At 69.2% G+C, this 22,606-nt stretch carries 24 protein-coding genes; 18 read left to right on the forward strand and 6 right to left on the reverse strand.

The annotated features are described in order from the left end of the window. Window positions 1-71: 71 nt before the first annotated feature. From ACTWLI_RS12285 to ACTWLI_RS12360, 16 genes are all read left to right on the forward strand, one after another. Complete coding sequence (locus tag ACTWLI_RS12285) at window positions 72-947, forward strand: VOC family protein (RefSeq protein ID WP_445154109.1); 876 nt, start codon at window positions 72-74, stop codon at window positions 945-947. Window positions 948-1,288: 341 nt separating this feature from the next. Beyond that, window positions 1,289-1,726 carry a hypothetical protein gene (locus ACTWLI_RS12290; protein WP_445154110.1) on the forward strand — a complete coding sequence of 146 codons (438 nt, stop codon included), beginning with the start codon at window positions 1,289-1,291 and terminating at the stop codon, window positions 1,724-1,726. A 242-nt stretch (window positions 1,727-1,968) separates the two neighbouring features. Continuing rightward, window positions 1,969-2,391: a 30S ribosomal protein S16 gene (gene rpsP, locus ACTWLI_RS12295; protein WP_445154111.1), complete on the forward strand. Its 423-nt coding sequence runs from the start codon at window positions 1,969-1,971 to the stop codon at window positions 2,389-2,391. 1 nt (window position 2,392) lies between these two features. Then, window positions 2,393-2,635, forward strand: a complete 243-nt coding sequence (locus tag ACTWLI_RS12300) for an RNA-binding protein (RefSeq protein ID WP_056632598.1) — start codon at window positions 2,393-2,395, stop codon at window positions 2,633-2,635. A gap of 124 nt (window positions 2,636-2,759) precedes the next feature. Beyond that, window positions 2,760-3,347: a ribosome maturation factor RimM gene (rimM, locus tag ACTWLI_RS12305; RefSeq protein ID WP_445154112.1), complete on the forward strand. Its 588-nt coding sequence runs from the start codon at window positions 2,760-2,762 to the stop codon at window positions 3,345-3,347. A gap of 1 nt (window position 3,348) precedes the next feature. After that, window positions 3,349-4,164, forward strand: a complete 816-nt coding sequence (trmD, locus tag ACTWLI_RS12310) for a tRNA (guanosine(37)-N1)-methyltransferase TrmD (RefSeq protein WP_445154113.1) — start codon at window positions 3,349-3,351, stop codon at window positions 4,162-4,164. 280 nt (window positions 4,165-4,444) lie between these two features. Next, entirely contained in the window at window positions 4,445-4,804 is a 360-nt protein-coding gene (gene rplS / locus ACTWLI_RS12315) for a 50S ribosomal protein L19 (RefSeq protein WP_056738299.1), read from the forward strand. A gap of 101 nt (window positions 4,805-4,905) precedes the next feature. Then, window positions 4,906-5,583, forward strand: a complete 678-nt coding sequence (gene lepB / locus ACTWLI_RS12320; protein WP_445154114.1) for a signal peptidase I — start codon at window positions 4,906-4,908, stop codon at window positions 5,581-5,583. Continuing rightward, the gene (lepB, locus tag ACTWLI_RS12325) at window positions 5,584-6,633 is read left to right on the forward strand and encodes a signal peptidase I (RefSeq protein ID WP_445154115.1); all 1,050 of its coding nucleotides are present in this window, start codon (window positions 5,584-5,586) and stop codon (window positions 6,631-6,633) included. An 11-nt stretch (window positions 6,634-6,644) separates the two neighbouring features. Continuing rightward, window positions 6,645-7,316: a ribonuclease HII gene (locus ACTWLI_RS12330; protein WP_445154116.1), complete on the forward strand. Its 672-nt coding sequence runs from the start codon at window positions 6,645-6,647 to the stop codon at window positions 7,314-7,316. Between the two features lie 134 nt (window positions 7,317-7,450). Beyond that, a complete protein-coding gene (locus tag ACTWLI_RS12335; protein ID WP_018773443.1) occupies window positions 7,451-7,777 on the forward strand; it encodes a DUF2469 domain-containing protein in 327 nt (108 codons plus the stop codon). Window positions 7,778-7,939: 162 nt separating this feature from the next. Beyond that, entirely contained in the window at window positions 7,940-8,296 is a 357-nt protein-coding gene (locus tag ACTWLI_RS12340) for a YraN family protein (protein ID WP_056738303.1), read from the forward strand. Next, a complete protein-coding gene (locus tag ACTWLI_RS12345) occupies window positions 8,297-9,841 on the forward strand; it encodes a YifB family Mg chelatase-like AAA ATPase (RefSeq protein ID WP_445154117.1) in 1,545 nt (514 codons plus the stop codon). Window positions 9,842-9,917: 76 nt separating this feature from the next. After that, window positions 9,918-11,105 (forward strand): DNA-processing protein DprA, encoded by a 1,188-nt coding sequence (dprA, locus tag ACTWLI_RS12350; protein WP_445154118.1) that lies wholly within the window; start codon window positions 9,918-9,920, stop codon window positions 11,103-11,105. A 59-nt stretch (window positions 11,106-11,164) separates the two neighbouring features. Then, window positions 11,165-12,091, forward strand: a complete 927-nt coding sequence (locus tag ACTWLI_RS12355; RefSeq protein ID WP_445154119.1) for a tyrosine recombinase XerC — start codon at window positions 11,165-11,167, stop codon at window positions 12,089-12,091. Window positions 12,092-12,433: 342 nt separating this feature from the next. Then, window positions 12,434-12,937, forward strand: coding sequence for a DUF3145 domain-containing protein (locus tag ACTWLI_RS12360; protein ID WP_056738307.1), 504 nt, complete (start codon window positions 12,434-12,436; stop codon window positions 12,935-12,937). A 166-nt stretch (window positions 12,938-13,103) separates the two neighbouring features. On the opposite strand, the gene fabF is transcribed toward ACTWLI_RS12360, so the two are convergent. From fabF to aceE, 6 genes are all read right to left on the reverse strand, one after another. Then, on the reverse strand, window positions 13,104-14,339 hold the full coding sequence (gene fabF, locus ACTWLI_RS12365; protein ID WP_445154120.1) for a beta-ketoacyl-ACP synthase II: 1,236 nt from the start codon (window positions 14,337-14,339) through the stop codon (window positions 13,104-13,106). A gap of 231 nt (window positions 14,340-14,570) precedes the next feature. Continuing rightward, complete coding sequence (locus ACTWLI_RS12370; RefSeq protein WP_056738309.1) at window positions 14,571-14,816, reverse strand: acyl carrier protein; 246 nt, start codon at window positions 14,814-14,816, stop codon at window positions 14,571-14,573. Window positions 14,817-14,959: 143 nt separating this feature from the next. Continuing rightward, window positions 14,960-16,021: a beta-ketoacyl-ACP synthase III gene (locus ACTWLI_RS12375; protein ID WP_445154121.1), complete on the reverse strand. Its 1,062-nt coding sequence runs from the start codon at window positions 16,019-16,021 to the stop codon at window positions 14,960-14,962. Beyond that, window positions 16,018-16,947 (reverse strand): ACP S-malonyltransferase, encoded by a 930-nt coding sequence (locus tag ACTWLI_RS12380; RefSeq protein WP_445154122.1) that lies wholly within the window; start codon window positions 16,945-16,947, stop codon window positions 16,018-16,020. The genes ACTWLI_RS12375 and ACTWLI_RS12380 overlap by 4 nt, the downstream gene beginning before the upstream one ends. Window positions 16,948-17,035: 88 nt before the next feature. Next, window positions 17,036-18,280: a PucR family transcriptional regulator gene (locus tag ACTWLI_RS12385; protein WP_445154123.1), complete on the reverse strand. Its 1,245-nt coding sequence runs from the start codon at window positions 18,278-18,280 to the stop codon at window positions 17,036-17,038. Window positions 18,281-18,471: 191 nt separating this feature from the next. Then, window positions 18,472-21,213 (reverse strand): pyruvate dehydrogenase (acetyl-transferring), homodimeric type, encoded by a 2,742-nt coding sequence (gene aceE, locus ACTWLI_RS12390; protein ID WP_445154124.1) that lies wholly within the window; start codon window positions 21,211-21,213, stop codon window positions 18,472-18,474. 448 nt (window positions 21,214-21,661) lie between these two features. Between aceE and ACTWLI_RS12395 the strand changes: the two genes are divergently transcribed. Continuing rightward, entirely contained in the window at window positions 21,662-22,081 is a 420-nt protein-coding gene (locus ACTWLI_RS12395; RefSeq protein WP_056738313.1) for a DUF3052 domain-containing protein, read from the forward strand. Beyond that, window positions 22,078-22,581 carry a peroxiredoxin gene (locus ACTWLI_RS12400; protein WP_445154125.1) on the forward strand — a complete coding sequence of 168 codons (504 nt, stop codon included), beginning with the start codon at window positions 22,078-22,080 and terminating at the stop codon, window positions 22,579-22,581. Before ACTWLI_RS12395 ends, ACTWLI_RS12400 begins: the two co-directional genes overlap by 4 nt. Window positions 22,582-22,606 lie beyond the last annotated feature (25 nt).

Here is a 22,606-nt window from a genome sequence, read left to right on the forward strand (position 1 = left end):
AAGCTTCAAGTAATTTAACTATGTGACGGGTCGCCGAAGGTCGGCGGCCGCAGGAACACCGGAGCGTTTCGATGACCGCAGAACCCAGCACCCAGGATCTCCTTCCCGCAGACCTCACCATGGGCACCGTGATGCTCAAGGTCGGCGACATGAAGCTGATGACCGACTACTACCAGCGCGCCCTCGGCCTGGAGGTCGTGGCCGAGCAGGACGGCGGGCTCTACCTCGGTCGCAAGCGCAGGCCGCTGGTCCACCTGGCTCCGGCGCCGGGGCTGAACATCCCCTCCCGCGGCGAGGCCGGCCTCTTCCACACCGCCCTGCTCTTTGAGGACCAGGCCGCACTGGCGGCGACCGTCGCCTCGGCCGCGCAGTACGAACCGCAGTCCTTCACCGGCAGCGCGGACCACCTGGTGAGCGAGGCCTTCTACTTCAACGACCCCGAGGGCAACGGCATCGAGCTCTACTGGGACCGGCCCCGCGACGCCTGGTCCTGGGATGGCAAGACCGTGGTGATGGACAGCCTGGCCCTGCCGCCGCAGCGTTACCTGGAACAGCACCTGACCGAAGCCGCCCTGGCCGGACAGCTCGGGACGGATGCCGGCGTCGGACACGTCCACCTGCAGGTCGGCGACGTACAGTCGGCCCACGACTTCTATGTCGGCACGCTCGGCTTCGAGAAGACCGCCGGCTGGCACGGCCAAGCGCTCTTCGTCTCCGCTGGCGGCTACCACCACCACATGGCCATGAACGTCTGGAACAGCCGCGGCGCCGGGCCGCGCCGGGACACCCTGGGCTTGGGCGAGGTGCTGATCGAAGTACCCTCCGGCGACGACGTCGGGGCGCTTGCGGACCGGCTCAAGACCGCCGGCGTCCAGTCCCACCACACCGGGGCGGAGCTGCGCTTCGAGGACCCGTGGCGCAACCGGATCCGCGTCGCGGTCCGCTAAGCCCGGCCCGGGCGTGTCCGTAGTTCATGTCCGCGGCACCTCCGACGGACATGCCCATCCTTCGGCGCCGGGACAGCGCATGACGGGTTATGCCCACCGGGTATGTCCTGGGCGGAGCATGCCCGTTGGGCGGCATCAGCTCCCTCGACGGACATGCCCATCCTTCGGCGCCGGGAATGGGCATAACGGATTATGCCCACCAGGCCTAGCCCTGACCGGGCATGTCCGTTGCCGGATTCTGCCGGCTGCGGGGCATGTCCATCGCCAGGGCCCGAGCCGCTAGGCTGAGGGAAGGCCGCAGGCAGCGGCCCGACGCCGCCGGACAGCTAAGGATGAGTTCCGTGGGATTTACCGAGATTTTCGCCGCCACCCATGACGCCGCGCTCAAGCGCGCTGCAGCCCTCGACGGCGGCTCCGCCGTCGCGCCCGGTGCGGTCCGGATCCCGGACATCAGCGACTTCGAGGTCGAGCGCCTCGGCGACCTGGCCGGTGCCGCGGTGCATGCCGCGGGCGCCGACTACGAGCTGGCCATGGTGGACGTGGCCAGCGATGCCCTGCTCGGTGCCCCGGCGGCCATGGTCCGCGCCCTGGCGGAGCTGCTCAGCTACGAAACCGAAGGGGAGGGCGACGTGCTGGCCGACGTCGCTGCGAGCTGGGCCGCGGAGGAGGACATGCCCTTCGGTGCCGAACGGGCCGAGCGGTACGTCCGGCAGATCGCGGAGCTCGCCGCCGGTATCGACCCTGCGACCAGGGCCGGACTGTACGTCTGGGCCTGCTGACGCCGCCCACGCCGCCGCCCGGAACACCGGCCGAAACCCGCCGGGAACGCCGCCGGGAACGCCGCACGCGGGTGTCAAGTCGAAATCCGCGCGGTCATCTGGCACAATGATCAGGTACTTGATCTGCGCGGCCCCTCTCTCCGCGTCTGGATCTTGTCCTTTAGAACCCCCTAGTACGGCCCGCCCCACGGGTGCAGAACGCCGGGCTCGACCCCGTTTATGAAACAGGAGTGACCACAAAAGTGGCCGTTAAGATTCGCCTTAAGCGCTTCGGCAAGATGCGCGCCCCGTACTACCGCATCGTCGTCATGGACGCACGCTCCAAGCGTGACGGCCGTGCCATCGAAGAGATCGGCAAGTACCACCCGACCGAAGAGCCCTCGTACATCGAGGTCGACTCGGACCGTGCCCAGTACTGGCTCGGCGTCGGCGCACAGCCGTCCGAGCAGGTTGCCGCGATTCTCAAGATCACCGGTGACTGGCAGAAGTTCAAGGGTCTCCCGGGCCAGGAAGGCACCTTGAAGACCAAGGCTGCCAAGGAAGGCTTTGTTGCCCCGGAGAAGGGTTCCGTGATCATCCCGGAAGCCATCACCAAGAAGGCCAAGAAGGACGATGCAGCCGAGGCTCCGGCCGAAGCCGAAGCAGAGACCACCGAGGCTGAGTAACTTGCTGGCAGAAGCGCTCGAACACCTGGTCCGCGGGATTGTTGACAGTCCCGAAGACGTCAAGGTCAGTGCCAAGAACAACCGCCGCGGGGACACCCTCGAGGTGCGCGTTCATCAGGATGACCTTGGACGGGTGATCGGTCGCCAGGGCCGCACCGCACGCGCGTTGCGCACTGTGGTGGCTGCCCTGGCCGACGGCGAGCAGGTCAGGGTCGACGTCGTCGACACCGACCGCCGCCGGTAGCGCGGCCAGCACAACTCGTCTTTAGTCCGGCCCCTCCGCCAGCTTATGGTGGAGGGGCCGGACTCTTTTGCGCAACGAGCGCACCCGGAACCACAAACTCCCCAAGACCCGAACAGAGGAACAGATGCAGCTTCAGGTGGCACGAATCGGCAAGCCGCACGGCATCCGCGGCGAAGTGACCGTGCAGGTGCTCACGGACGCCCCCGGTGACCGCTTCGTTCCCGGCATGCAGTTCGTGGTGGAACCCGCCTCCGCCGGGCCCCTGACGGTGGAAAGCGCCCGCTGGAACAAGGACATCCTGCTGCTGGCCTTCGAGGAAGTGCAGACCCGCAACGAGGCCGAGGCCCTCCGCGGCGCGAAGCTCTACGTCGAAACCGAGGAGCTGGACGAGGACGACGATGAGGGCTGGTACGAGCACGAACTCGTCGGCCTCGACGTCCGGGTCGGCGGCAAGGTTGTCGGCAAGGTCTCCGGCCTGCACACCATGCCCGTCCAGGACCTGCTGGTGGTCACCGTCGAGGGCGGCAGTGAAGTCCTGGTCCCGTTCGTCGAGCAGATCGTCCCCGAGGTCAACGTCGGCGACAAGTACGTCGTCGTCACCCCGCCGCCCGGACTCTTCGAGGTCAACTCCGACGCCGGCGCAACCCCCGACGACGGCGACGGCGCCGGGACGGCGGGGGACCGGCCGGCGGGCGACGGGGACAACGCCTAAGATGCGGATCGACGTCGTCAGCATCTTCCCCGAGTACCTGGCACCGCTGGAGCTGTCCCTGATCGGCAAGGCCCGGCAGGACGGCCTGCTGGACCTGTCGGTCCACGACCTGCGCGACTTCACCACGGACCGGCACCGCACCGTAGACGACACACCTTACGGCGGCGGCGCGGGCATGGTGATGAAGCCGGAGCCCTGGGCCCAGGCGCTCGAGGCCGTGGCTGCGACGGGGGCAGGCGGCGACGCCTCCGCCGGGGCACGTGCCCACAAGCCGGTGCTGATTGTCCCCTCGCCCGCGGGGGAGCGCTTCACCCAGTCGATCGCCCACGAACTCGCGGAAGAGGACCAGCTGGTCTTCGCCTGCGGCCGCTACGAGGGCATCGACGAACGGGTCCTTGAATGGGCCGCAGAGCACTTCACCGTCCGGCCCATGAGCCTCGGCGATTACGTCCTCAACGGCGGCGAGGTGGCCGTGCTGGCCATGGTCGAGGCGGTCGGGCGGCTGCTGCCCGGCGTCGTCGGTAACCCCGAATCGCTCGTCGAGGAATCCCACTCCGACGGGCTGCTCGAATACCCGGTGTATACGAAGCCCTCGACCTGGCGGGACCGCGAGGTCCCGGCGGTGCTGCTCAGCGGCAACCACGGCAGGATCGCCCAGTGGCGGCGGCACGAACAGTACCGCCGCACCGCCGAGCGCCGGCCGGACCTGCTGGAGGCGTTCGACGCCGCCGCGTTGCCCCGCGCGGACCGCACCGCTTTCGCAGACCTGGGGTACGACGTCGTCGACGGCCGGCTCCGGCGCCGCCCCGAAGCCTGAGCCTGCACCGCAGGGCCTCCCGGCCGGCCCGGGCAAGGCCGGGCGGTCCCGCGGATTCACCAAACCGGGCCCGGATGTGGCAAAATTAGTCCTTGTGCCTGCTGGGTGCGAACCTGCCACAGGGGGAGCGTCACCAACAGTGCGGCACCCCGGTCCCGCCGATTCCCGGCGGAACCGGAAACATAAAACTTTCGGCGGCAATTTCCGGTGCGGACCGCATCCGGGCTTGGCCGCCGTGACCCAACGTGAATGACCTGTGGCGTTCACCAGGAGTGGATTAATGCATATCCTCGATTCCGTCGACGCAGCCTCGCTGCGCAACGATGTTCCCGAGTTCCGCGCGGGTGACACCATCAAGGTGCACGTGAACATCATCGAAGGCAAGAACTCCCGCGTCCAGGTGTTCCAGGGCTTCGTCCTGGGCCGCCAGGGTGACGGCGTGCGCGAAACCTTCACCGTCCGCAAGGTTTCCTTCGGTGTTGGCGTGGAGCGTACCTTCCCGGTGCACTCGCCGATCATCGACAAGATCGAGCTCGTCTCCAAGGGTGACGTGCGCCGCGCCAAGCTTTACTACATGCGTGCACTGCGCGGTAAGGCTGCGAAGATCAAGGAAAAGCGCGACTTCCAGACCGCCAAGTAAGTCTCCCGGACTTACCCGCGGATCCACGGACGGCTCCGGCATGCGCCGGAACCGTCCGCCCCTGCGCAGCTCCATCAGAAACGCGTTAGAGGATTCGGATCATGGAACAGACAAGACGCCGGCCCAGGAAACTGGGCTGGCGTCTTGCGCTTTTAGGCCTGGTTCTGGCGGTGGCCATCGGCGGGCTGGTGCGTTCGCTGTGGCTGGATGTCTACTTCATCCCTTCCGCGTCGATGGAACCGCTGCTGCGCGACGGTGACCGGATCCTCGTGTCGCGGACGGATTTCGCGTCGTCGCCAATCCGCCGCGGGGACATCGTCGTCTTCGACGGCCGCGGGTCCTTCGCCCCGCTGACCAGCGGGCGTGGCCCCGCCGCCGACCTCCTGGCCGGCGCCGGCCACTGGCTGGGCCTGACCGGCAGCGACACCACGTACGTGAAACGCGTCATCGGCCTGCCCGGCGACCGGGTGGCGTGCTGCGGCGCCGGCGGGCGGCTCACAGTAAACGGCCAGCCGCTTGAGGAACCCTATATCTATGCGGGGGACGCCCCGAGCCGGCTCAAGTTCGACGTCATCGTCCCGGATGGACGGCTGTGGCTGCTGGGGGACCACCGGTCGCAGTCGGCCGATTCCCGGAGCCTGCTGGGCGCTCCGGGCGGCGGCATGGTTCCGCTGGACCGCGTAATCGGCCGGCCGGTACAGGTCATCTGGCCGCTTGATAGATTTGCAGAAATACCGCGGCCCGCAGAGGCCGCCACAACGATTAGGAACGGACGGTAGATGCCCGAGACCGGACCCCGGAGTCCCGATCCGCAGGGGCACGACGAACCCCGCGTGACCTCCATGCCGATCCCGGCCGACGAACCCCGGACGACGCGGCTGCCGGCCGCGCCGGTGCCGACGCACGTCCCCGAGCCGACGCCGGAGACCGCCGCCTTTGCGGGGCCGACGGCGGAGACCACCGCGTTCGACGACGATCCGACACCGGAGACCGCCGCTGATCCGCACCCGGCGCACGACGCGGCGCGGCCCGGCCATGGGTCCGGTCGGTCCGAGCACGTCCGGCCCGAACACGCTCCGGGCACCCCGCTGGCGGGTCCCGCGCACGCCGGGCCGACGTCGGCGCGGGCCCGCAAGGCGAAGGCCCGCGAGGGACGCAACCCCGTCCTGGCCTGGCTCAAGGAGATCGCCACGGTGGTGGTGATCGCCGTCGTCCTGTCCTTCTTGATCAAGACGTTCCTGTTCCGGGCCTTCTACATCCCGTCCGAGTCGATGATGAACACGCTCGACGTCAACGACCGGATCTTCGTGAACCTGCTCGTGCCGGAACCGATCGCGCTGCAGCGCGGCGACGTCGTCGTCTTCCGCGACACCAAGGGCTGGCTGGTCCCGGCCCCGGCGAAGCCCGCCGGACCGCTCACCGGCGTGCAGGACGCGCTGATATTCGTCGGCCTGCTCCCGGACAACTCCGAGCAGCACCTGGTCAAGCGAGTCATCGGCCTCCCCGGCGACCACGTGGTCTGCTGCGACGGCAGCGGCCGGCTGACCGTGAACGGGGCGCCGCTGGACGAGAAGTACATCAACAACGCCGAGATCCCGCAGGCGCGGGACTTCGACGTCGTGGTGCCGGCCGGGAAGGTCTGGGTCATGGGCGACAACCGCAACCACTCGGCCGATTCACGTGCCCACCTGGACAGCGGCGGCGGCTTCATCGACCTGGCCGACATCGAGGGCAAGGCAGCCGTGATCGCGTGGCCGCTGAACCGGATCACGTCCCTGGACAACTACCCGGACGTCTTCCGGAACGTCCCGGCCCCGGCGGGCAAGTAGGGACGGCTGCCGTGTCCGAAGCTCCAACCCTCGACTACGAACGCCGCTTCCGGGGTTCCGGTGCCCGATTGCTCGCCGGGATCGACGAGGTGGGCCGCGGCGCCCTCGCCGGCCCGGTCAGCGTCGGGATCGCCGTCGTGGACCTGCACAAGCAAAAGCTGCTCGCCGATGTGCGGGACAGCAAGCTGCTCAAGGTTGCCGACCGGGAGCGGCTGGAACCGCTGGTGCGCAGCTGGAGCGTTGCCTCCGCCGTCGGCCACGCGTCCGCGGCGGAGATCGACGCGCTGGGCATCATCGCCGCGCTGCGGCTCGCTGGCAACCGCGCCTGGTTCGCCGTGCTGGCCGCCGGGGTGAGGCCCGACGTGGTGCTGCTGGACGGCAGCCACAACTGGCTTTCGCCGGCTGCGCAGGCATCGCTGTTCGACGAGGGCCCCGAGGAGCCCGGCTGCGACGCCCCGGTGCACACCCTCGTCAAGGCCGACATGCAGTGCCTGTCCGTGGCCGCGGCCTCCGTGCTGGCCAAGGTTGAGCGGGACCGGCAGATGGCAGCCCTGCACACGGAATACCCGGCCTTCGGCTGGAACGAAAACAAGGGCTACGGCACCGCCGCGCACAAGGACGCCCTCCGCGCCGCCGGACCCTCGCCCTACCACCGCGTCAGCTGGCAGCTGCTGGGCGACTAGGACGGCCGCCGCGTTGCGGGCACACCGTGGCTGGCTCTGTTGCGGGGCCCGGGCGCCGTTCCCGGTGCCGGAGCCAGCCCGGCCCGTCGGGGGCCGTGGCGCGCGCCCGTCGCCCAATGGTGCAAGATGGAAGCATGAGTGCCGAGGACCTTGAGAACTATGAAACCGACATGGAGCTGCAGCTCTACCGCGAATACCGCGACGTCGTCGGGCTCTTCAGCTATGTGGTCGAGACCGAACGGCGTTTCTATCTGGCCAACCATGTGGACCTGCAGGCGCGCAGCGCCGACGGCGAGGTCTACTTCGACCTGACGCTCCAGGATGCGTGGGTTTGGGACGTGTACCGGTCCGCCCGGTTCGTCAAGAGCGTCCGCGTCATTACGTTCAAGGACGTCAACGTCGAGGAACTCCCGCGCTCCGAGGAACTGGCGCTGCCCAAGGTCGAGGACCTCGGCAACTGACCCTGCGCCGGGGAGTGACCTCCGTCTGGGGCCGGGCCGGCCGCTGACGCTGCCTGCGTAGCCCGGGCTACCCACAGAGCCGGCTTACCCACATACTCCGGGTTACCCACATAGCCCGGCCTCACGCTGTGCCTGGGAACCGCCGGGCCGCACGGTGGAGGCATGAGAGCCAAGGACGTGCTGGGCCGGCGCGGTGAAGAACTCGCCGCAGGCTTCCTCGAAGCCCAGGGGATGCGGATCGTCGACCGCAACTGGCGGTGCCCCGAGGGGGAGATCGACATTGTGGCGCTCGACGGCGACGCCCTGGTCATCGCGGAGGTCAAAACCCGCGCCTCGCTCGCCTTCGGCCACCCCTTCGAAGCCGTCACCGTGGCCAAACTGGCACGGCTGCACCGCTTGGCCTCCGCGTGGTGCCGTGACCACGAACTTCGGATGCCGCTGCGCCGGGTCGACGTCGTCGCCGTCCTCGACGACGGTACCGGCGGCCCGTCCATCGAACACCTCAAAGGGGTGGGCTAGATGGCGCTTGGCCGCACATACTCTGTCGCCCTGGTGGGACTGAACGGCTACATCGTCGAAGTCGAGGCCGACATCGGCCAGACGCTGCCGGCGTTTGTGATCCTCGGCCTTCCCGACGCCTCGTTGAACGAGGCAAAAGAGCGGATCAGGTCTGCCGCGCAAAACTCCGGCATTCCGCTCAGCCGGCGGAAAATCACAGCCAACCTGATCCCCGCATCGCTGCCCAAACGGGGGTCTGGTTTCGACCTGTCCATTGCCATGGCGGTGCTGCTCGCCGCCAACGACGTCCGCCCCACCGGCAGGCACGTCTTCATCGCCGAACTGGGCCTGGACGGGCGCCTGCGGCCGGTCCGGGGCATTCTTCCTGCCGTCATGGCCGCGGTGCAGGCCGGCTACCCGGATGTGGTGGTTGCCCAGGCCAACGCCGCCGAGGCCGGGTTGGTGCCCGGCGCCAGGGTCAGCGGCTACCGCACGCTTGCCCGGCTGGCCTTCGACTTCGGGGCCGACCCGCAGGACCTCGCCCTCGACTTCGAGCCCGACGAGGAAGAGCCGGACGAAGAAGGCGCGGATCCGGCAGCCTTGGCGCCGGACATGTGCGACGTCGCCGGCCAGACGGAAGGCCGGCGGGCCCTGGAAGTTGCAGCCGCGGGCGCGCACCACGTTTTGCTGAGCGGACCGCCCGGAGCCGGCAAGACCATGCTGGCCGAACGGTTGCCCGGGTTGCTCCCGGACCTTGGCGACCGGGAAGCCATGGAAGTTACGGCCATCCACTCGCTCAGCGCCCTGACCTCGGCGGCTGTCACCTTGCGCCGCCGCCCGCCCTACGAGAACCCGCACCACACGGCCACCGCTGCCGCCATCATCGGCGGCGGATCGGGCCTGCCGCGGCCAGGCGCTGCCTCACGGGCGCACCGGGGCGTGCTGTTCCTGGACGAGGCCCCGGAGTACGAACGGCGTGTCCTGGACGCCCTGAGGCAGCCGCTGGAAAGCGGTGAGCTGGTGATTCACCGCTCCGCAGGCACCGCCGCCTACCCCGCGAGATTCCAGCTGGTGCTCGCAGCCAACCCGTGCCCCTGCGGCAAGGCCGCCGGCAAGGGCCTGGACTGCACCTGCACGCCGATGATGCGTCGCCGCTACTTTGCCCGGTTGTCGGGGCCGCTGCTGGACCGCGTGGACATCCAGCTGCAAGTGGAGCGGGTGGCCCTGGCCGACTTCGGGCAAACCCGCGCGGAGGAGGGGACCGCAGAAATCGCCGCCCGGGTCCACCGGGCCCGGGAGATCCAGCTGGAGCGGCTCGGGCCCCTCGGACTGGAGACCAACGCCCAGGTCCCGGGAAGGGTGCTGCGCGGCGTGCTCCGGCCGGCCGGCACGAACACCCGCATCCTCGACCACGCCCTGGAGCGGGGCGCGCTGACGGCCCGCGGTTATGACCGCGTCTTGCGGCTCGCCTGGACGCTGGCCGACCTGGCCGGGCGCGGCAGTCCCGGCGCGGACGAGATCGGCCAGGCGCTCGGGCTTCGCCAGGCCGCGGCGGCCGCCGCATGACGGCGCCGGCGCACTCCGGCTCCGGCCTGCGGGTGCGGAGTCAAGGCCTGGACCACCAACGGAGAGGAATCCCTGCATGACACACGACGAAAGAATGGCCCGGGCCGCGTTGTCCCGGCTGTTCGAACCCCAGGATGCCGTTGGCCTGGCGCTGGTCCGGCTGGTGGGTGCCGAAGACGCGTTGCGGGTCGCGACCGGACAGCTCCCAGCCGGGCCCGGGCTGGAACGTGAGCTGACCGGCATGTTGGAGGAAAACGGTGCGTCGGGCGGCTGGTGCGGGCTGGGAATGGCCCTGAAGCGCTGGGCGCCCCGGGTTCCCGATCTGGCCCCGGCCAGGGACCTGGCCACGGTGCAGCGGCTCGGCGGCCGTCTCCTCATCCCCGGCGACGCGCTGTGGCCGGCCCAACTGGCGGACCTGGGCCTACAGGAACCCGTGTGCCTCTGGTGGCGCGGCGTCGAACAGGAGCTGCCTCCGGCGTCGAAGGCCGTCGCCCTGGTCGGCTCCCGCGACAGTACCGCGTACGGCTCGGCGGTGACCGGTGATCTGGCCTACGCGTTGGCCCAGCGGGGATTCACTGTCGTCTCCGGCGGCGCCTACGGCATCGATGCGCACGCCCACCGCGCGGCCCTCGCCGGAGCTGCCGGGAACCTGCCCACGATCGCCGTGATGGCAGGGGGAGTGGACCGCTTCTACCCGGCGGGCAACGAGGACCTGCTCCGCGCGGTGGCCAACCAGGGGGCCGTTCTGGCCGAGGTTCCTCCGGGCTCGGCGCCGACGCGGTACCGGTTCCTGCAGCGCAATAGGATCATTGCCGCACTGGCCGCCGTCACGGTGGTGGTGGAGGCCCGCTGGCGTTCCGGTGCCCTGAACACCGCCCACCACGCCGAGAGCCTGGGGCGGGCCGTCGGGGCAGTTCCCGGGTCGGTGCATTCCGCCAACTCGGCAGGCTGCCACCGCCTGCTGCGCGAGGGCGGCGCGGTGTGCGTCACCGATGCCGGCGAGATCGCCGAATTGGCCTCACCCAGCGGTGACGGCCTGCCCGATGTCGACCCGGGTCCGGCGCTGGCGCAGGATGGGCTGACCCTCGAGGACCTGATCCTGCTCGACGCCCTGCCGCTGCGGACCACCAGTACGGTGGAGAAGCTCGCGGTCGTGGCCGGGCTCAGCGCCGAGTCGGTTCGGGCAGGCCTCGGGCGGCTGGGACTGCTCGGCCTGGCCGAGGGCGTCCGCGGCGGCTGGAAACGCTCGACGGCGGCCGGATGAATGCCCGGCGCGCCGCCCGGCTGCGGGACCGGCCGGTCCCAAGCGGGAACAATGGGAGGGTGTCAACACAGCAACTGCCCGCCGCGCTCGACGCCGCCGCCGAGGGCTTCGGCCGCTACCTGGCGGCGGAGCGGAACCGGTCCGCCCATACCGTGCGCGCCTATCTCTCGGATGTCGCCAGCCTGCTCGAGCATGCCGCGTCGGAGGGCGCCGCGGGCCTGCCAGACATCGAGCTCGGGACTCTGCGCCGCTGGCTGGGAGCGCAAAGCGAGGCGGGGATGTCCCGGGCCACGCTCGCCCGGCGTGCCGCCACGGCAAGGGCCTTCACTGCCTGGGCGGTCCGCGAAGAGCTCCTTGGCACCGACCCGGCCCTCCGGCTCAAGGCCCCGAAGCGGGAGAAGTCCCTGCCCGGCGTGCTGCAGCAGGGGCAGGTACAGCGTCTGGTCACCGGGGCCGAGTCCGCTGCGGCGGAGGGGGACCCGCTGGCCCTCCGCAACCGTGCCATGCTGGAGTTGCTTTACGCCACCGGCGTGCGCGTCGGGGAACTGGCCGGCCTGGACATCGACGACCTGGACCCGGACCGCCGGACCCTCCGGGTACTCGGCAAGGGGAACAAGGAACGGACCGTCCCCTACGGACTGCCGGCGGCGCTCGCCGTCGACGACTGGCTGCGCCGCGGCCGCCCGGCCGTCGCGGTGGAGGGCTCCGGCCCGGCACTCTTCCTGGGCGCCCGCGGTCGCCGCGTGGACCAGCGGCAGGTCCGGAGCGTCGTCAAAGGCCTGCTGGACGGGCTGGGGGACACCTCGGCCACGGGGCCGCACGCGCTGCGCCACTCCGCCGCCACGCACCTGCTCGACGGCGGCGCCGACCTGAGGGCAGTGCAGGAGATCCTTGGCCACAGCAGCCTCGCCACGACCCAGATCTACACCCACGTCTCCGTCGACCGGCTGCGCAAGAGCTACCAACAGGCACACCCGCGGGCCTGACCGGCGGGGCAGTCTGTCGCGGCTCGCCGGGTGCGCAGGCCCATGCATGGCGAACCGTTCAACCCCCTTTCGGCGCGCCGGAAACGGCTCGCCGAATTGCACTGGCGTAATTAGGCAGGGTACGGCAGAATGAGACTCACGCCCGGCAACTTTCAAGTGGTGCTTGAAGCTCCAAAGCATCGTTTCACCACCTGAGGTCCGGACCTATTTTTTGCACCAGGTAGTTCTTCAAAACTGAATAGTCTGGCAAGGGGCAACAGCCCCGCACGCGGATCCACGTAGCAGACAGGCATCCAGGCAGAGGTCGTTGGGGAAGACGTACCTATAGCTATGGAGGATGGAATGTCTGTTGCACAAACCCGCGGTGTCCTGTTCGTTCACTCGGCCCCGACCGCCCTGTGCCCCCACGTTGAGTGGGCCATTGGCTCGGTCGTGGACAAGCGCACGGACCTTGAGTGGACTGCCCAGCCCGCCGCGCCCGGAATGTTCCGGGCCGAGCTGTCGTGGACCGGAACGCCGGGCACGGGGGCTCAATTGGCGTCCGCGCTCCGCGGCTGGGCGCATCTGCGCTACGAGGTCACCGAGGAGCCCAGCCAGGGCGTCGACGGCGGCCGTTGGTCCCACACCCCTGAGCTCGGCATCTTCCACGCCGTCACGGACGTCCACGGCAACATCATGGTTTCCGAGGACCGGATCCGCTACGCCTATGAATCCGGCGCCGGCGACCCGTCCGCCGTCTACCACGAGCTCTCCCTGGCCCTCGGCGAGGCGTGGGACGAGGAACTCGAACCCTTCCGGCACGCCGCCGAAGGCGCACCCGTGCGCTGGCTGCACCAGGTCGGCTAGACCCCACCCGCCTCCCGCCAGTCCGGGACGCACCGCAACACACTCCATAGCACCGCGAAATGACAGATGGCGGCAATGTTCACGAGGAACATTGCCGCCATCTGTCATTTCGGCGTGCCGGGGCGTGCCGGACGTGCCGCGCGGCCATGCCGCGCGGCGGGCCCGGTTAAACGCTGCGGACGGCGATGACGGCGTTGTGGCCGCCGAAGCCGAAGGAGTTGCTCAGCGCCACGATGTCCCCGGCGGGCAGGGCCCGCTCGGAGGTGACGACGTCGAGCGGGATCTCCGGATCCTGGTTCTCCAGGTTGATCGTGACCGGAGCCTTGCGCTCGTGCACGGCCAGGACCGTCAGCACCGCTTCCACGGCACCGGAGGCGCCCAGCAGGTGGCCCATCTGCGACTTGGTGGCCGAGACCGCCACGTTGTCCACGTGGCTGCCCAGGGCGGCCTTCAGCGCGGTGTACTCGGGCTTGTCACCGACCGGGGTGGAGGTGGCGTGCGCGTTCACGTGCACGACGTCCTCGGCCTGGATCCGGCCGTCGAACATGGCGGCCTTCAGCGCCCGGGTGGCGCCCAGGCCCTCGGGATCCGGGGCGGTGATGTGGTAGGCATCGGCGGTCACCGAGGTGCCGGCGAGTTCGGCGTAGATCCGGGCGCCGCGGGCCAGGGCGTGCTCCTCGGCCTCCAGCACCAGCGCGCCGGCGCCTTCGCCCATGACGAAGCCGTCACGGTCGCGGTCGTACGGCCGCGAGGCGTGCTCCGGATCGTCGTTGCGGCGGGAGAGGGCCTGCATGGAGGCGAAGGCCGCAATCGGCATCGGGTGGATGGCGGCTTCGGCGCCGCCGCAGACGACGACGTCGGCCTTGCCGGAACGGATCAGGTCCAGGCCCATGTGCACGGCCTCGGTGCCGGACGCGCAGGCGGAGACGGGGGTGTGGGCGCCGGCACGGGCGCCGAGGTCCAGGCTGACCGCGGCTGCGACGCCGTTGGGCATCAGCATCGGCACGGTCATGGGCAGGACGCGGCGCGGACCCTTTTCGCGCAGGGTGTCCCAGGCGTCCAGCAGCGTCCAGACGCCGCCGATGCCGGTCGCGAAGGCGACGGCCAGGCGGTCGTGGTCGATGTCGGTGATGTTCGCGTCGGCCCAGGCCTCGCGCGCGGCGACGACGCCGAACTGCGTGGAGGGGTCCATGCGCTTGGCCTCGACCCGGCTGAGGACCTCCAGGGCCGGGGTGGAGGCGCGTGCGGCGAAGTGCACGGGAAGTTCGTACTTGGCGACCCAGTCGTCCTCGAGCGTGTGCGCCCCGGAGACGCCCTTGAGCGCGTTCTTCCACATCGTGGGGACATCGCCGCCGATGGGTGTGGTGACACCCAGACCGGTAATGACTACTTTGCGTGCCATGGGATCACTCTCTGTCGGTGCGCCGGCTCTCGTGCGGACCCTGGGTGAGGCGTCCGCGGCCCGCGTGGGGAAAACTCGGTGGTGGTGCGGTAGCGATTGGTTCCGGCGGGGGTTGTTCCGTGCGCAGCGGCGCCGGGAACGGAAGCAGGCCGGGAACCTGGCCGGAACACGGCCGGCGCGGCGGGCTGGTGCCCGGCCGCCGCCGGCCCGTGCCGGAAGTTCAGGCGGTGATTAGGCCTGGGCGTTGGAGATGAAGTTGACGGCGTCGCCGACGGTCTTGAGGTTCTTGACCTCTTCGTCCGGGATGCGCACGCCGAACTTTTCCTCGGCGTTGACGACGATGGTCATCATCGAGATGGAGTCGATGTCCAGGTCCTCGGTGAAGGACTTGTCCATCTCGACAGCCTCGGGGGCCAGGCCGGTCTCTTCGTTGACGATTTCGGCCAGGCCGGCCAGGATCTCTTCGTTGCTAGCCATTGATGGCTCCTTCTCTTGTTGGTGCCGTCGGCTTCCGGGTGTTGTTCCGGCAGTGTCTGGCGAAATGATTCAAACCGAGGGTTCGGCTTGGTGTGGGAATCAGTGCCGGCGGGTGCCGCCGGCCTGGGAAGTGCGGTGGCCGCCTACGGAAGCACAATCACCTGGGCGCCGAAGACCAGTCCGGCTCCGAACCCGATCTGCAGGGCCAGCCCGCCGCTGAGCTCAGGATTTTCCTGCAGCAGGCGGTGGGTGGCCAGGGGGATGGACGCTGCCGAGGTGTTGCCTGCTTCGGCGATATCCCGGGCGACCTTGACGGTCTCCGGAAGCTTGAGCTGCTTGGCCATCTCGTCGATGATGCGCATGTTGGCCTGGTGCGGGATGAAGGCCGCGAGGTCCTCGGCGCGGACGCCGGCGGCATCGAGGGCCTGCTGGGCCACCTTCGCCATCTCCCAGACGGCCCAGCGGAACACGGTCTGGCCGTCCTGGCGCAGCGTCGGCCAGAGCGCGGCCTGCGTCACGGCCGCTTCGCCGTCGCTCAGGGCGGCGTTGCTCTTGCCGGCCATGGCCAGCTCGCGGATGTCCAGCATCGAGTGGGTCATGCCGATGGCGTCCCACTTGCTGCCGTCCGAGCCCCACACCGACGGGCCGATGCCCGGGGTGTCGGAGGGGCCGATGACGACGGCGCCGGCGCCGTCGCCGAGCAGGAACGAGATCGTGCGCTCGGTGTTGTCGATGACGTCGGAGAGCTTCTCCGCGCCGACGACGAGCACGTACTTGGCGGCGCCGGAGCGGACCAGGGCGTCGGCCTGGGCGATGCCGTAGCAGTAGCCGGCGCAGGCGGCGGAGATATCGAACGCGGGCGCGGGGGTGGCGCCGAGACGGTCGGCCAGGCTGGCCGCGGCCGACGGCGTCGCGTACGGGTGGGTAACGGTGGAGACGATCACGGCGCCGAGCTGGGAGGCCTCAATGCCAGCCTTCTGCAGCGCCTCGCGGGACGCACCCTCCGCCATGTCGATGACGCTGACGTCGGCGGGAGCCCGGTGGCGGGTGATGATGCCGGTGCGCTGCCGGATCCACTCGTCCGAGGAGTCGATCCACTGGCAGACGTCCTCATTGGTGACGATGACGTTCGGGCGGTAGGCGCCGACGCCCATCACCCGGGTGTTCTCCTGCAGGGGAGACTGCTTCAGGGTAGGAGCGCTCATTTGCCTCCCTCCAGTTCTGCGAATAGGGCCAGGGCGGCGGACAGGTCGTCCGGGGTCTTGACGGTGACGGTTTTCACGCCCGGCATGCCGCGCTTGGCGAGGCCGGCCAGCGTCCCGGCCGGAGCCAGTTCGATGACACCGGTGACGCCGCGCTTGAGGAGGGTTTCCATGCAGCGGTCCCAGCGGACCGGGCGGGAGACCTGGGCGATCAGGCTTGCGACGGCGGCCCCGCCGTCGGTGACCTCGGCGCCGTCGTAATTCGACAGCAGGGGAACCTGCGGGTTGCGCGGGTGCAGCGACGGGCGCAGGGCCTCCAGTGCCGCGACGGCGGGGGCCATGTGTGCGGTGTGGAACGCGCCGGCAACCTTAAGCGGGATCACGCGGGCCTTAGCCGGCGGGTTGTCGGCCAGGGCCTTGAGCTGCTCCAGGGTGCCGGCGGCGACGGTCTGGCCGGCGCCGTTGACGTTGGCGGGGGTGAGGCCGCAGGCCTCGATCGCGGCCAGCACCTCGGCGGGGTCGCCGCCGACGACGGCGCTCATGCCGGTCGGGGTGGCTCCGGCCGCGGCGGCCATGCCGTTGGCACGTTCGCGGACAAAGGTCATGGCTTCGGTTTCGGTCAGCACCCCGGCTAGGGCGGAGGCGGTGATTTCACCGACCGAATGCCCGGCGAGGATGACGGGGAGGGTGCCCAGTTCGACGTCGAAGAGCGACTTGGCGGCCACGAGTCCGGCCGCGACGATCAGCGGCTGCGCGACGGCGGTGTCCTTGATGGTCTCCTCATCCGAGGTGGTGCCGTGCGCGGTGAGGTCGATGCCCGCTATCTCGCTCAGGGAGGCCAGGTGGCCTGCGACGGGTGGCAGTTCCAGCCAGGGGGCCAGAAAACCGGGGGTCTGGGAGCCCTGTCCAGGGCAGACGATTGCAAGCACGTATCCAGCTTTCCAAATTGCCGCGTGAATCATCGGTACTTTCATGCACCAAGCTCACTGGGTCAGGTTGTAGGAAGTCTACAACGGGTCAGGAGTTGTTGCGCGGCGCGGGGCGCTCCGCCGCGGCCCGCGGAGGGGTCGAGAGACGGCCCACCACCAGCGCCGCCTGGAGCACGAACGCCTCCCGGGGGATCAGCGGATCCCAGCCGGTGACGTCGCAGACGCGCTTGAGCCGGTAGCGCACCGTGTTGGCGTGGACGAACAGTTCCCGGGCGGTGGCTTCGAGCGAATGGCCGAGCTCGAGGTAGGTCCCGAGCGTCTCCACCAGGCCGTTCGAGGCCGCCAGCAGCGGCCGGTAAATGTTCTTGACCAGGGAGCGCCGCGCGGCGTCGTCCCCGGAGATCACCCGCTCGGGCAGCAGGTCGTCGGCCGCCACCGGACGCGGTGCCGACGGCCAGGCCCGGGCCGCGGTGAGCCCGGCGAACGCGGACTGGGCGGAACTGCTGGCCTCCAGCAGGGACCCGGCCTCGGCGCCGTAGACCACCGGGCCCGGGGCGAAGAGTTCGCTGAGTTTCTGGCAGGCCGCCTCCCGGTCCTGGACCCCGCCCAGGATCAGGATGAGCCGGTCGCCCTGGATGCCGACGAGGGCGTCCTCGGCGAAGCGGCCGGCGGTGCGGCGCAGCTCGCTGACGTAGCTGGCGCTGGGTTCGGAGGGGGAATTGCCCACCATCACGGTGAAGCGCTCCTGCGCCTTCCAGCCCAGCGCGGCGATCCTGGACCGCAGGGCGTCCGTGTTTTCGCCGCGCAGGATCGCATCGACGATGAGCGCTTCGAGCCGGGTGTCCCAGGAACCGCGGGTCTCGGCGGCACGGGCGTAGACGTCGGCCGCGGCGAAGGCGACCTCGCGGGAGTAGCGCAGCACGGCCTCACGGAGACCGGCCTGGTCCGCTTCCGGGGCGATGATCGGGACCTGTTCCTCGACCACTTCGACGACAATCCGGATCAGCTGCAGGGCCTTCTGCAGGCTGATCGACCGGGTCAGCTCGGTGGGGGCGGTGCCGAAAACGTCGGACAGGATCCACGAGGGGGAGCTCGGGCGCTCGAACCAGGTCACGAAGGCGGCGATGCCGTTCTGCGCGACCATGCCCAGCGCGGAGCGCTCATCGGAGTTCAGCCGGCTGTACCAGGGCAGCGACTTTTCCAGCTGCCGCAGGGTGGTGGTGGACAGCTGGCCCACGCTGGCGCGGAGCTTTTTGAGCGTCTCGGCCTTCTCTGGAGTCAATGCCCGCGCCGGCTGCTTGCGTTGGGCGGGGGTCGTGGTGGGCTCTGCCATGCATCGAGCATACGGGGCACGCCGCCCAAGCTCCATTTGTGCAAAGGCTACAAGACGCGTTGCGCCAGATCACACGACCCGCGGCCGCCAAGGGGCTGCCTCCGCCGGGGTTAAACGCCCGACGGCGGCCCCCACCAGGTGGGAACCGCCGTCGGGCGTCGTTGCGGTGCTGCCGTGGCCGGCGCGGGTGGCTAGGAGTCGCCGCCCGCGTTGCCGGTGGTGCCGGCGTTGACGTTCAGCAGCCGGTACTTCTCGATCGCCTGGGCCGGAGCCTGGGCATCGACCTCGCCCCGGCGGGCCAGCATCTGCAGCGAGCGGACCACGATCGAGTGGGTGTCGTTCTTGAAGAAGCGGCGCGCGGCGGCGCGGGTGTCCGAGAAGCCGAAGCCGTCCGCGCCGAGCGAGGCGAACTCGTTCGGGACGAACTGCCGGATCTGGTCCGGCACGGCCTTCATGTAGTCCGAAACCGCCACGATCGGTCCGGTGGCGCCGGCGAGCTGTTCGGTCACGAACGGGACGCGTGCCGGCTGGCCCGGGTTGAGGAAGGCGTCTTCTTCGGCGGCCATGGCGTCGCGGCGCAGCTCGGTCCAGGAGGTCACGGACCAGACATCGGCCGACACGCCCCAGTCCTCGGCGAGGATCCGCTGGGCTTCCAGGGCCCAGGGGACCGAGACGCCGGAGGCGAGGATCTGCGTGCGGGGGCCGTCGATCTTGGCCGGGGCCAGCAGGTAGATGCCCTTGATGATGCCCTCGGTGTCGAGCTCGGCCGGGGCGGCCGGCTGGACGATCGGCTCGTTGTAGACCGTCAGGTAGTACATCAGGTTCCGGTCGGTGCTGTCGGGACCGTACATCCGGTTCAGGCCGTCCCGCATGATCACGCCGATTTCGTACCCGTAGGCCGGGTCGTAGGTGACGACGGCGGGGTTGGTTGAGGCGAGGATCGGGGAGTGGCCGTCAGCGTGCTGCAGGCCCTCACCGGTCAGCGTGGTGCGGCCGGCCGTGGCGCCGATGATAAACCCGCGGGTCATCTGGTCCGCGGCTGCCCAGAAGGAGTCGCCGGTGCGCTGGAAACCGAACATCGAGTAGAACACGTAGATCGGGATCAGCGGCTCGCCGTGCGTGGCGTAGGAGGTACCGGCGGCGGTGAACGCCGCCACCGAACCGGCCTCGTTGATGCCGGCGTGCACGATCTGCCCGGCGATCGATTCCTTGTAGGCCAGGACCAGGTCGCGGTCCACGGACAGGTAGTTCTGGCCGTTCGGGTTGTAGATCTTCGCCGTCGGGAAGAACGCGTCGATGCCGAAGGTGCGCGCCTCGTCGGGGATGATCGGCACAATCCGGGAACCGAAGTCCTTGTCCCGCATCAGGTCCTTGAGCAACCGCACGAACGCCATGGTGGTCGCGGCCAGCTGCTTGCCGGAGCCGCGGTTGGCGACCTCGTAAGCCTTGTCGCCCGGCAGGGTGACCTCGGTGTGCTTGGAACGGCGCTCCGGGACGAAGCCGCCGAGCGCCTGGCGGCGCTCCATCAGGTACTTGATCTCCGGGGCGTCGGCGCCGGGGTGGTAGTACGGCGGCTGGTACGGGTCTGCCTCGAGCTGCTCGTCCGTGATCGGGATGCGCAGGTGGTCGCGGAAGGCCTTCAGGTCCGCCAGGGTCAGCTTCTTCATCTGGTGGGTCGCGTTGCGGCCCTCGAAGTGCGTGCCCAGGCCGTAACCCTTGACCGTGTGGGCCAGGATGACCGTCGGCTTGCCCTTGAACTCGGTGGCGGCCTTGTACGCGGCGTAGACCTTGTTGTAGTCGTGGCCGCCGCGCTTGAGGTTCCAGATCTCCTGGTCCGTCATGTCCGCGACCATGTCCTTGGTCTGCGGGGTCTTTCCGAAGAAGTGCTCGCGGACAAACCCGCCGGATTCGGCCTTGTAGGTCTGGTAGTCGCCGTCGACGGTCTCGTTCATGATTTTCACGAGCGAGCCGTCGTCGTCCTTGGCCAGCAGGGTGTCCCACTCGCGGCCCCAGACAACCTTGATGACGTTCCAGCCGGCGCCGCGGAAGAATGCCTCAAGCTCCTGCATGATCTTGCCGTTACCGCGGACCGGGCCGTCGAGGCGCTGCAGGTTGCAGTTGATCACGAAGTTGAGGTTGTCCAGCTTGTCGTTGGCGGCGAGCTGCAGCAGGCCGCGGGACTCGGGCTCGTCCATTTCGCCGTCGCCCAGGAACGCCCAGACCTGCTGGTCCGAGGTGTCCTTGATCCCGCGGTTGTGCAGGTAGCGGTTCGACTGCGCCTGGTAGATGGCGTTCATCGGGCCGATGCCCATCGACACGGTCGGGAACTCCCAGAACTCCGGCATCAGGCGCGGGTGCGGGTAGCTCGAGAGGGCGTGGCCCTCCTTGGACTTCTCCTGCCGGAAGCCGTCCAGGTCCTCTTCGCTCAGGCGGCCTTCGAGGAAGGCGCGGGCGTACATGCCGGGGGAGGCGTGGCCCTGGAAGAAGACCTGGTCACCGCCGCCCGGGTGGTCCTTGCCGCGGAAGAAGTGGTTGAAGCCGACCTCGTAGAGGGTCGCCGCGCCGGCGTAGGTGGAGATGTGGCCGCCGACGCCGATATCGGGGCGCTGGGAGCGGTGCACCATGACGGCGGCGTTCCAGCGCAGCCAGGCGCGGTACTTGCGTTCGATCTCCTCATCGCCGGGGAAGGGTGCTTCCTGGTCCACGGGGATGGTGTTTACGTAGTCGGTGGTGGTCACCATCGGCACGCCTACGCTTTGGGCGCCCGCCCGCTGAAGCAGGCTCCGCATGATGTACTGGGCACGCTCGGTGCCCTGTTCCTGAATCAGGGTATCCAGGGACTCCAGCCATTCGGCGGTCTCTTCGGGATCACGATCAGGCAGCTGGTTAGTCAACCCGCTGAGGATATGGGAGGTATCTTCTCCTGCAGCCACGTCCAACCTCTCTTTGAGCGCATTCACCGGCACCCTCAGCTCCGGCAGGGTGACTGCCTGGCGTGAACGCGACGTGTGCGACATATCGGTAACAGCAGCCCGGTCCTGTACGCCGGGCTAGGTCCAATCACGACCGTGCCTGCCTGTTGTAGCGGTCGGTTTGGCCGCGCAGTCATGGTCGTCACCAGCCACTCTAGCCGTGTGCGTCCGCGGATGCGTAGCTGTCGCGCAGGGCCGGGGCCGTGAGACGCGGGCATACTGGTTCTGTGACGCGGGGCCGACGACCGGCCCGCGGACGGGGCTGTGTGACGCAGAATATGGCCGATCACGGGCCCGGCAGCTTGAAGCAAAGGCTCAAAGGGTGTTGGCTTGTAGTAATGGAAATCACTAGCACCGCTGGGACCATAGAGCACCACCCCGGATCGTACAAACAGCATAGGAGCAACACGTGAGCGAGGCCGACGCCGCCACTTCGGTAAATGTGGCGGAAAAATTGGGTTTCAAAAACGGAGATCTGATTCAGGAATTCGGTTATGACGACGACGTCGACTTCGACTTGCGTGACGACATCGAGGACCTCACCGGTTCGGAACTCTTCGATGAGGAGGACCATGAGGTCGTGGACGCCGCGATCCTCTGGTGGCGCGACGGCGACGGGGACCTCGTGGACACCCTCGTCGACTCGCTCACCTCGCTGACCGAAGGCGGCGTGGTGTGGGTCCTGACCCCGAAGAACGGCCGTGACGGCTACGTCTCGCCGTCGGACATCCAGGAAGCGGCGCCCACCGCGGGGCTGCACTGCACCACCTCCGCCGGCGTTTCCCGCGACTGGAGCGCCACCCGCCTGGTCACCCGGAAGAACAAGTGACCCCACCCGGCACCGACGCGCCGGCGCTGGCCCCTGCCGTTCCGGCCGTCGGCCAGCAGGCTCCCGACTTCGAACTGGCCAACCAGTACGGCGAACCGGTCCGGCTGTCTGGACTGCGGGGCCGCAACGTGGTGCTCGTGTTCTTCCCGTTCGCCTTCTCCGGCATCTGCACGGGCGAGCTCTGCGAACTCCGCGACAACCTGGCGCTCTTCGACGACGCCGATGCCGTGGTGCTGGGCGTCTCGGTGGACAGCAAGTTCACCCAGCGGGCCTACGCGGAGAAGGAAGGCTACGGCTTCGACCTGCTGGCGGACTTCTGGCCGCACGGCGCCGTCGCGGAGCAATACGGTGTGTTTGACGCCGACGCCGGGATGGCCCGCCGCGGGACCTTCATCATCGACGCGGCCGGGACGGTCCGCTACGTGGTGGTCAATCCCCGCGGCCAGGCGCGCGACCTGGCCGAATACCGTGCCGCCCTGGCGGCCCTCGCGGGAAACTGACGGCGGAGGCGGCATGGTGCGGCAG

The sequence above is a fragment of the Arthrobacter sp. Hor0625 genome (genome assembly GCF_052567525.1).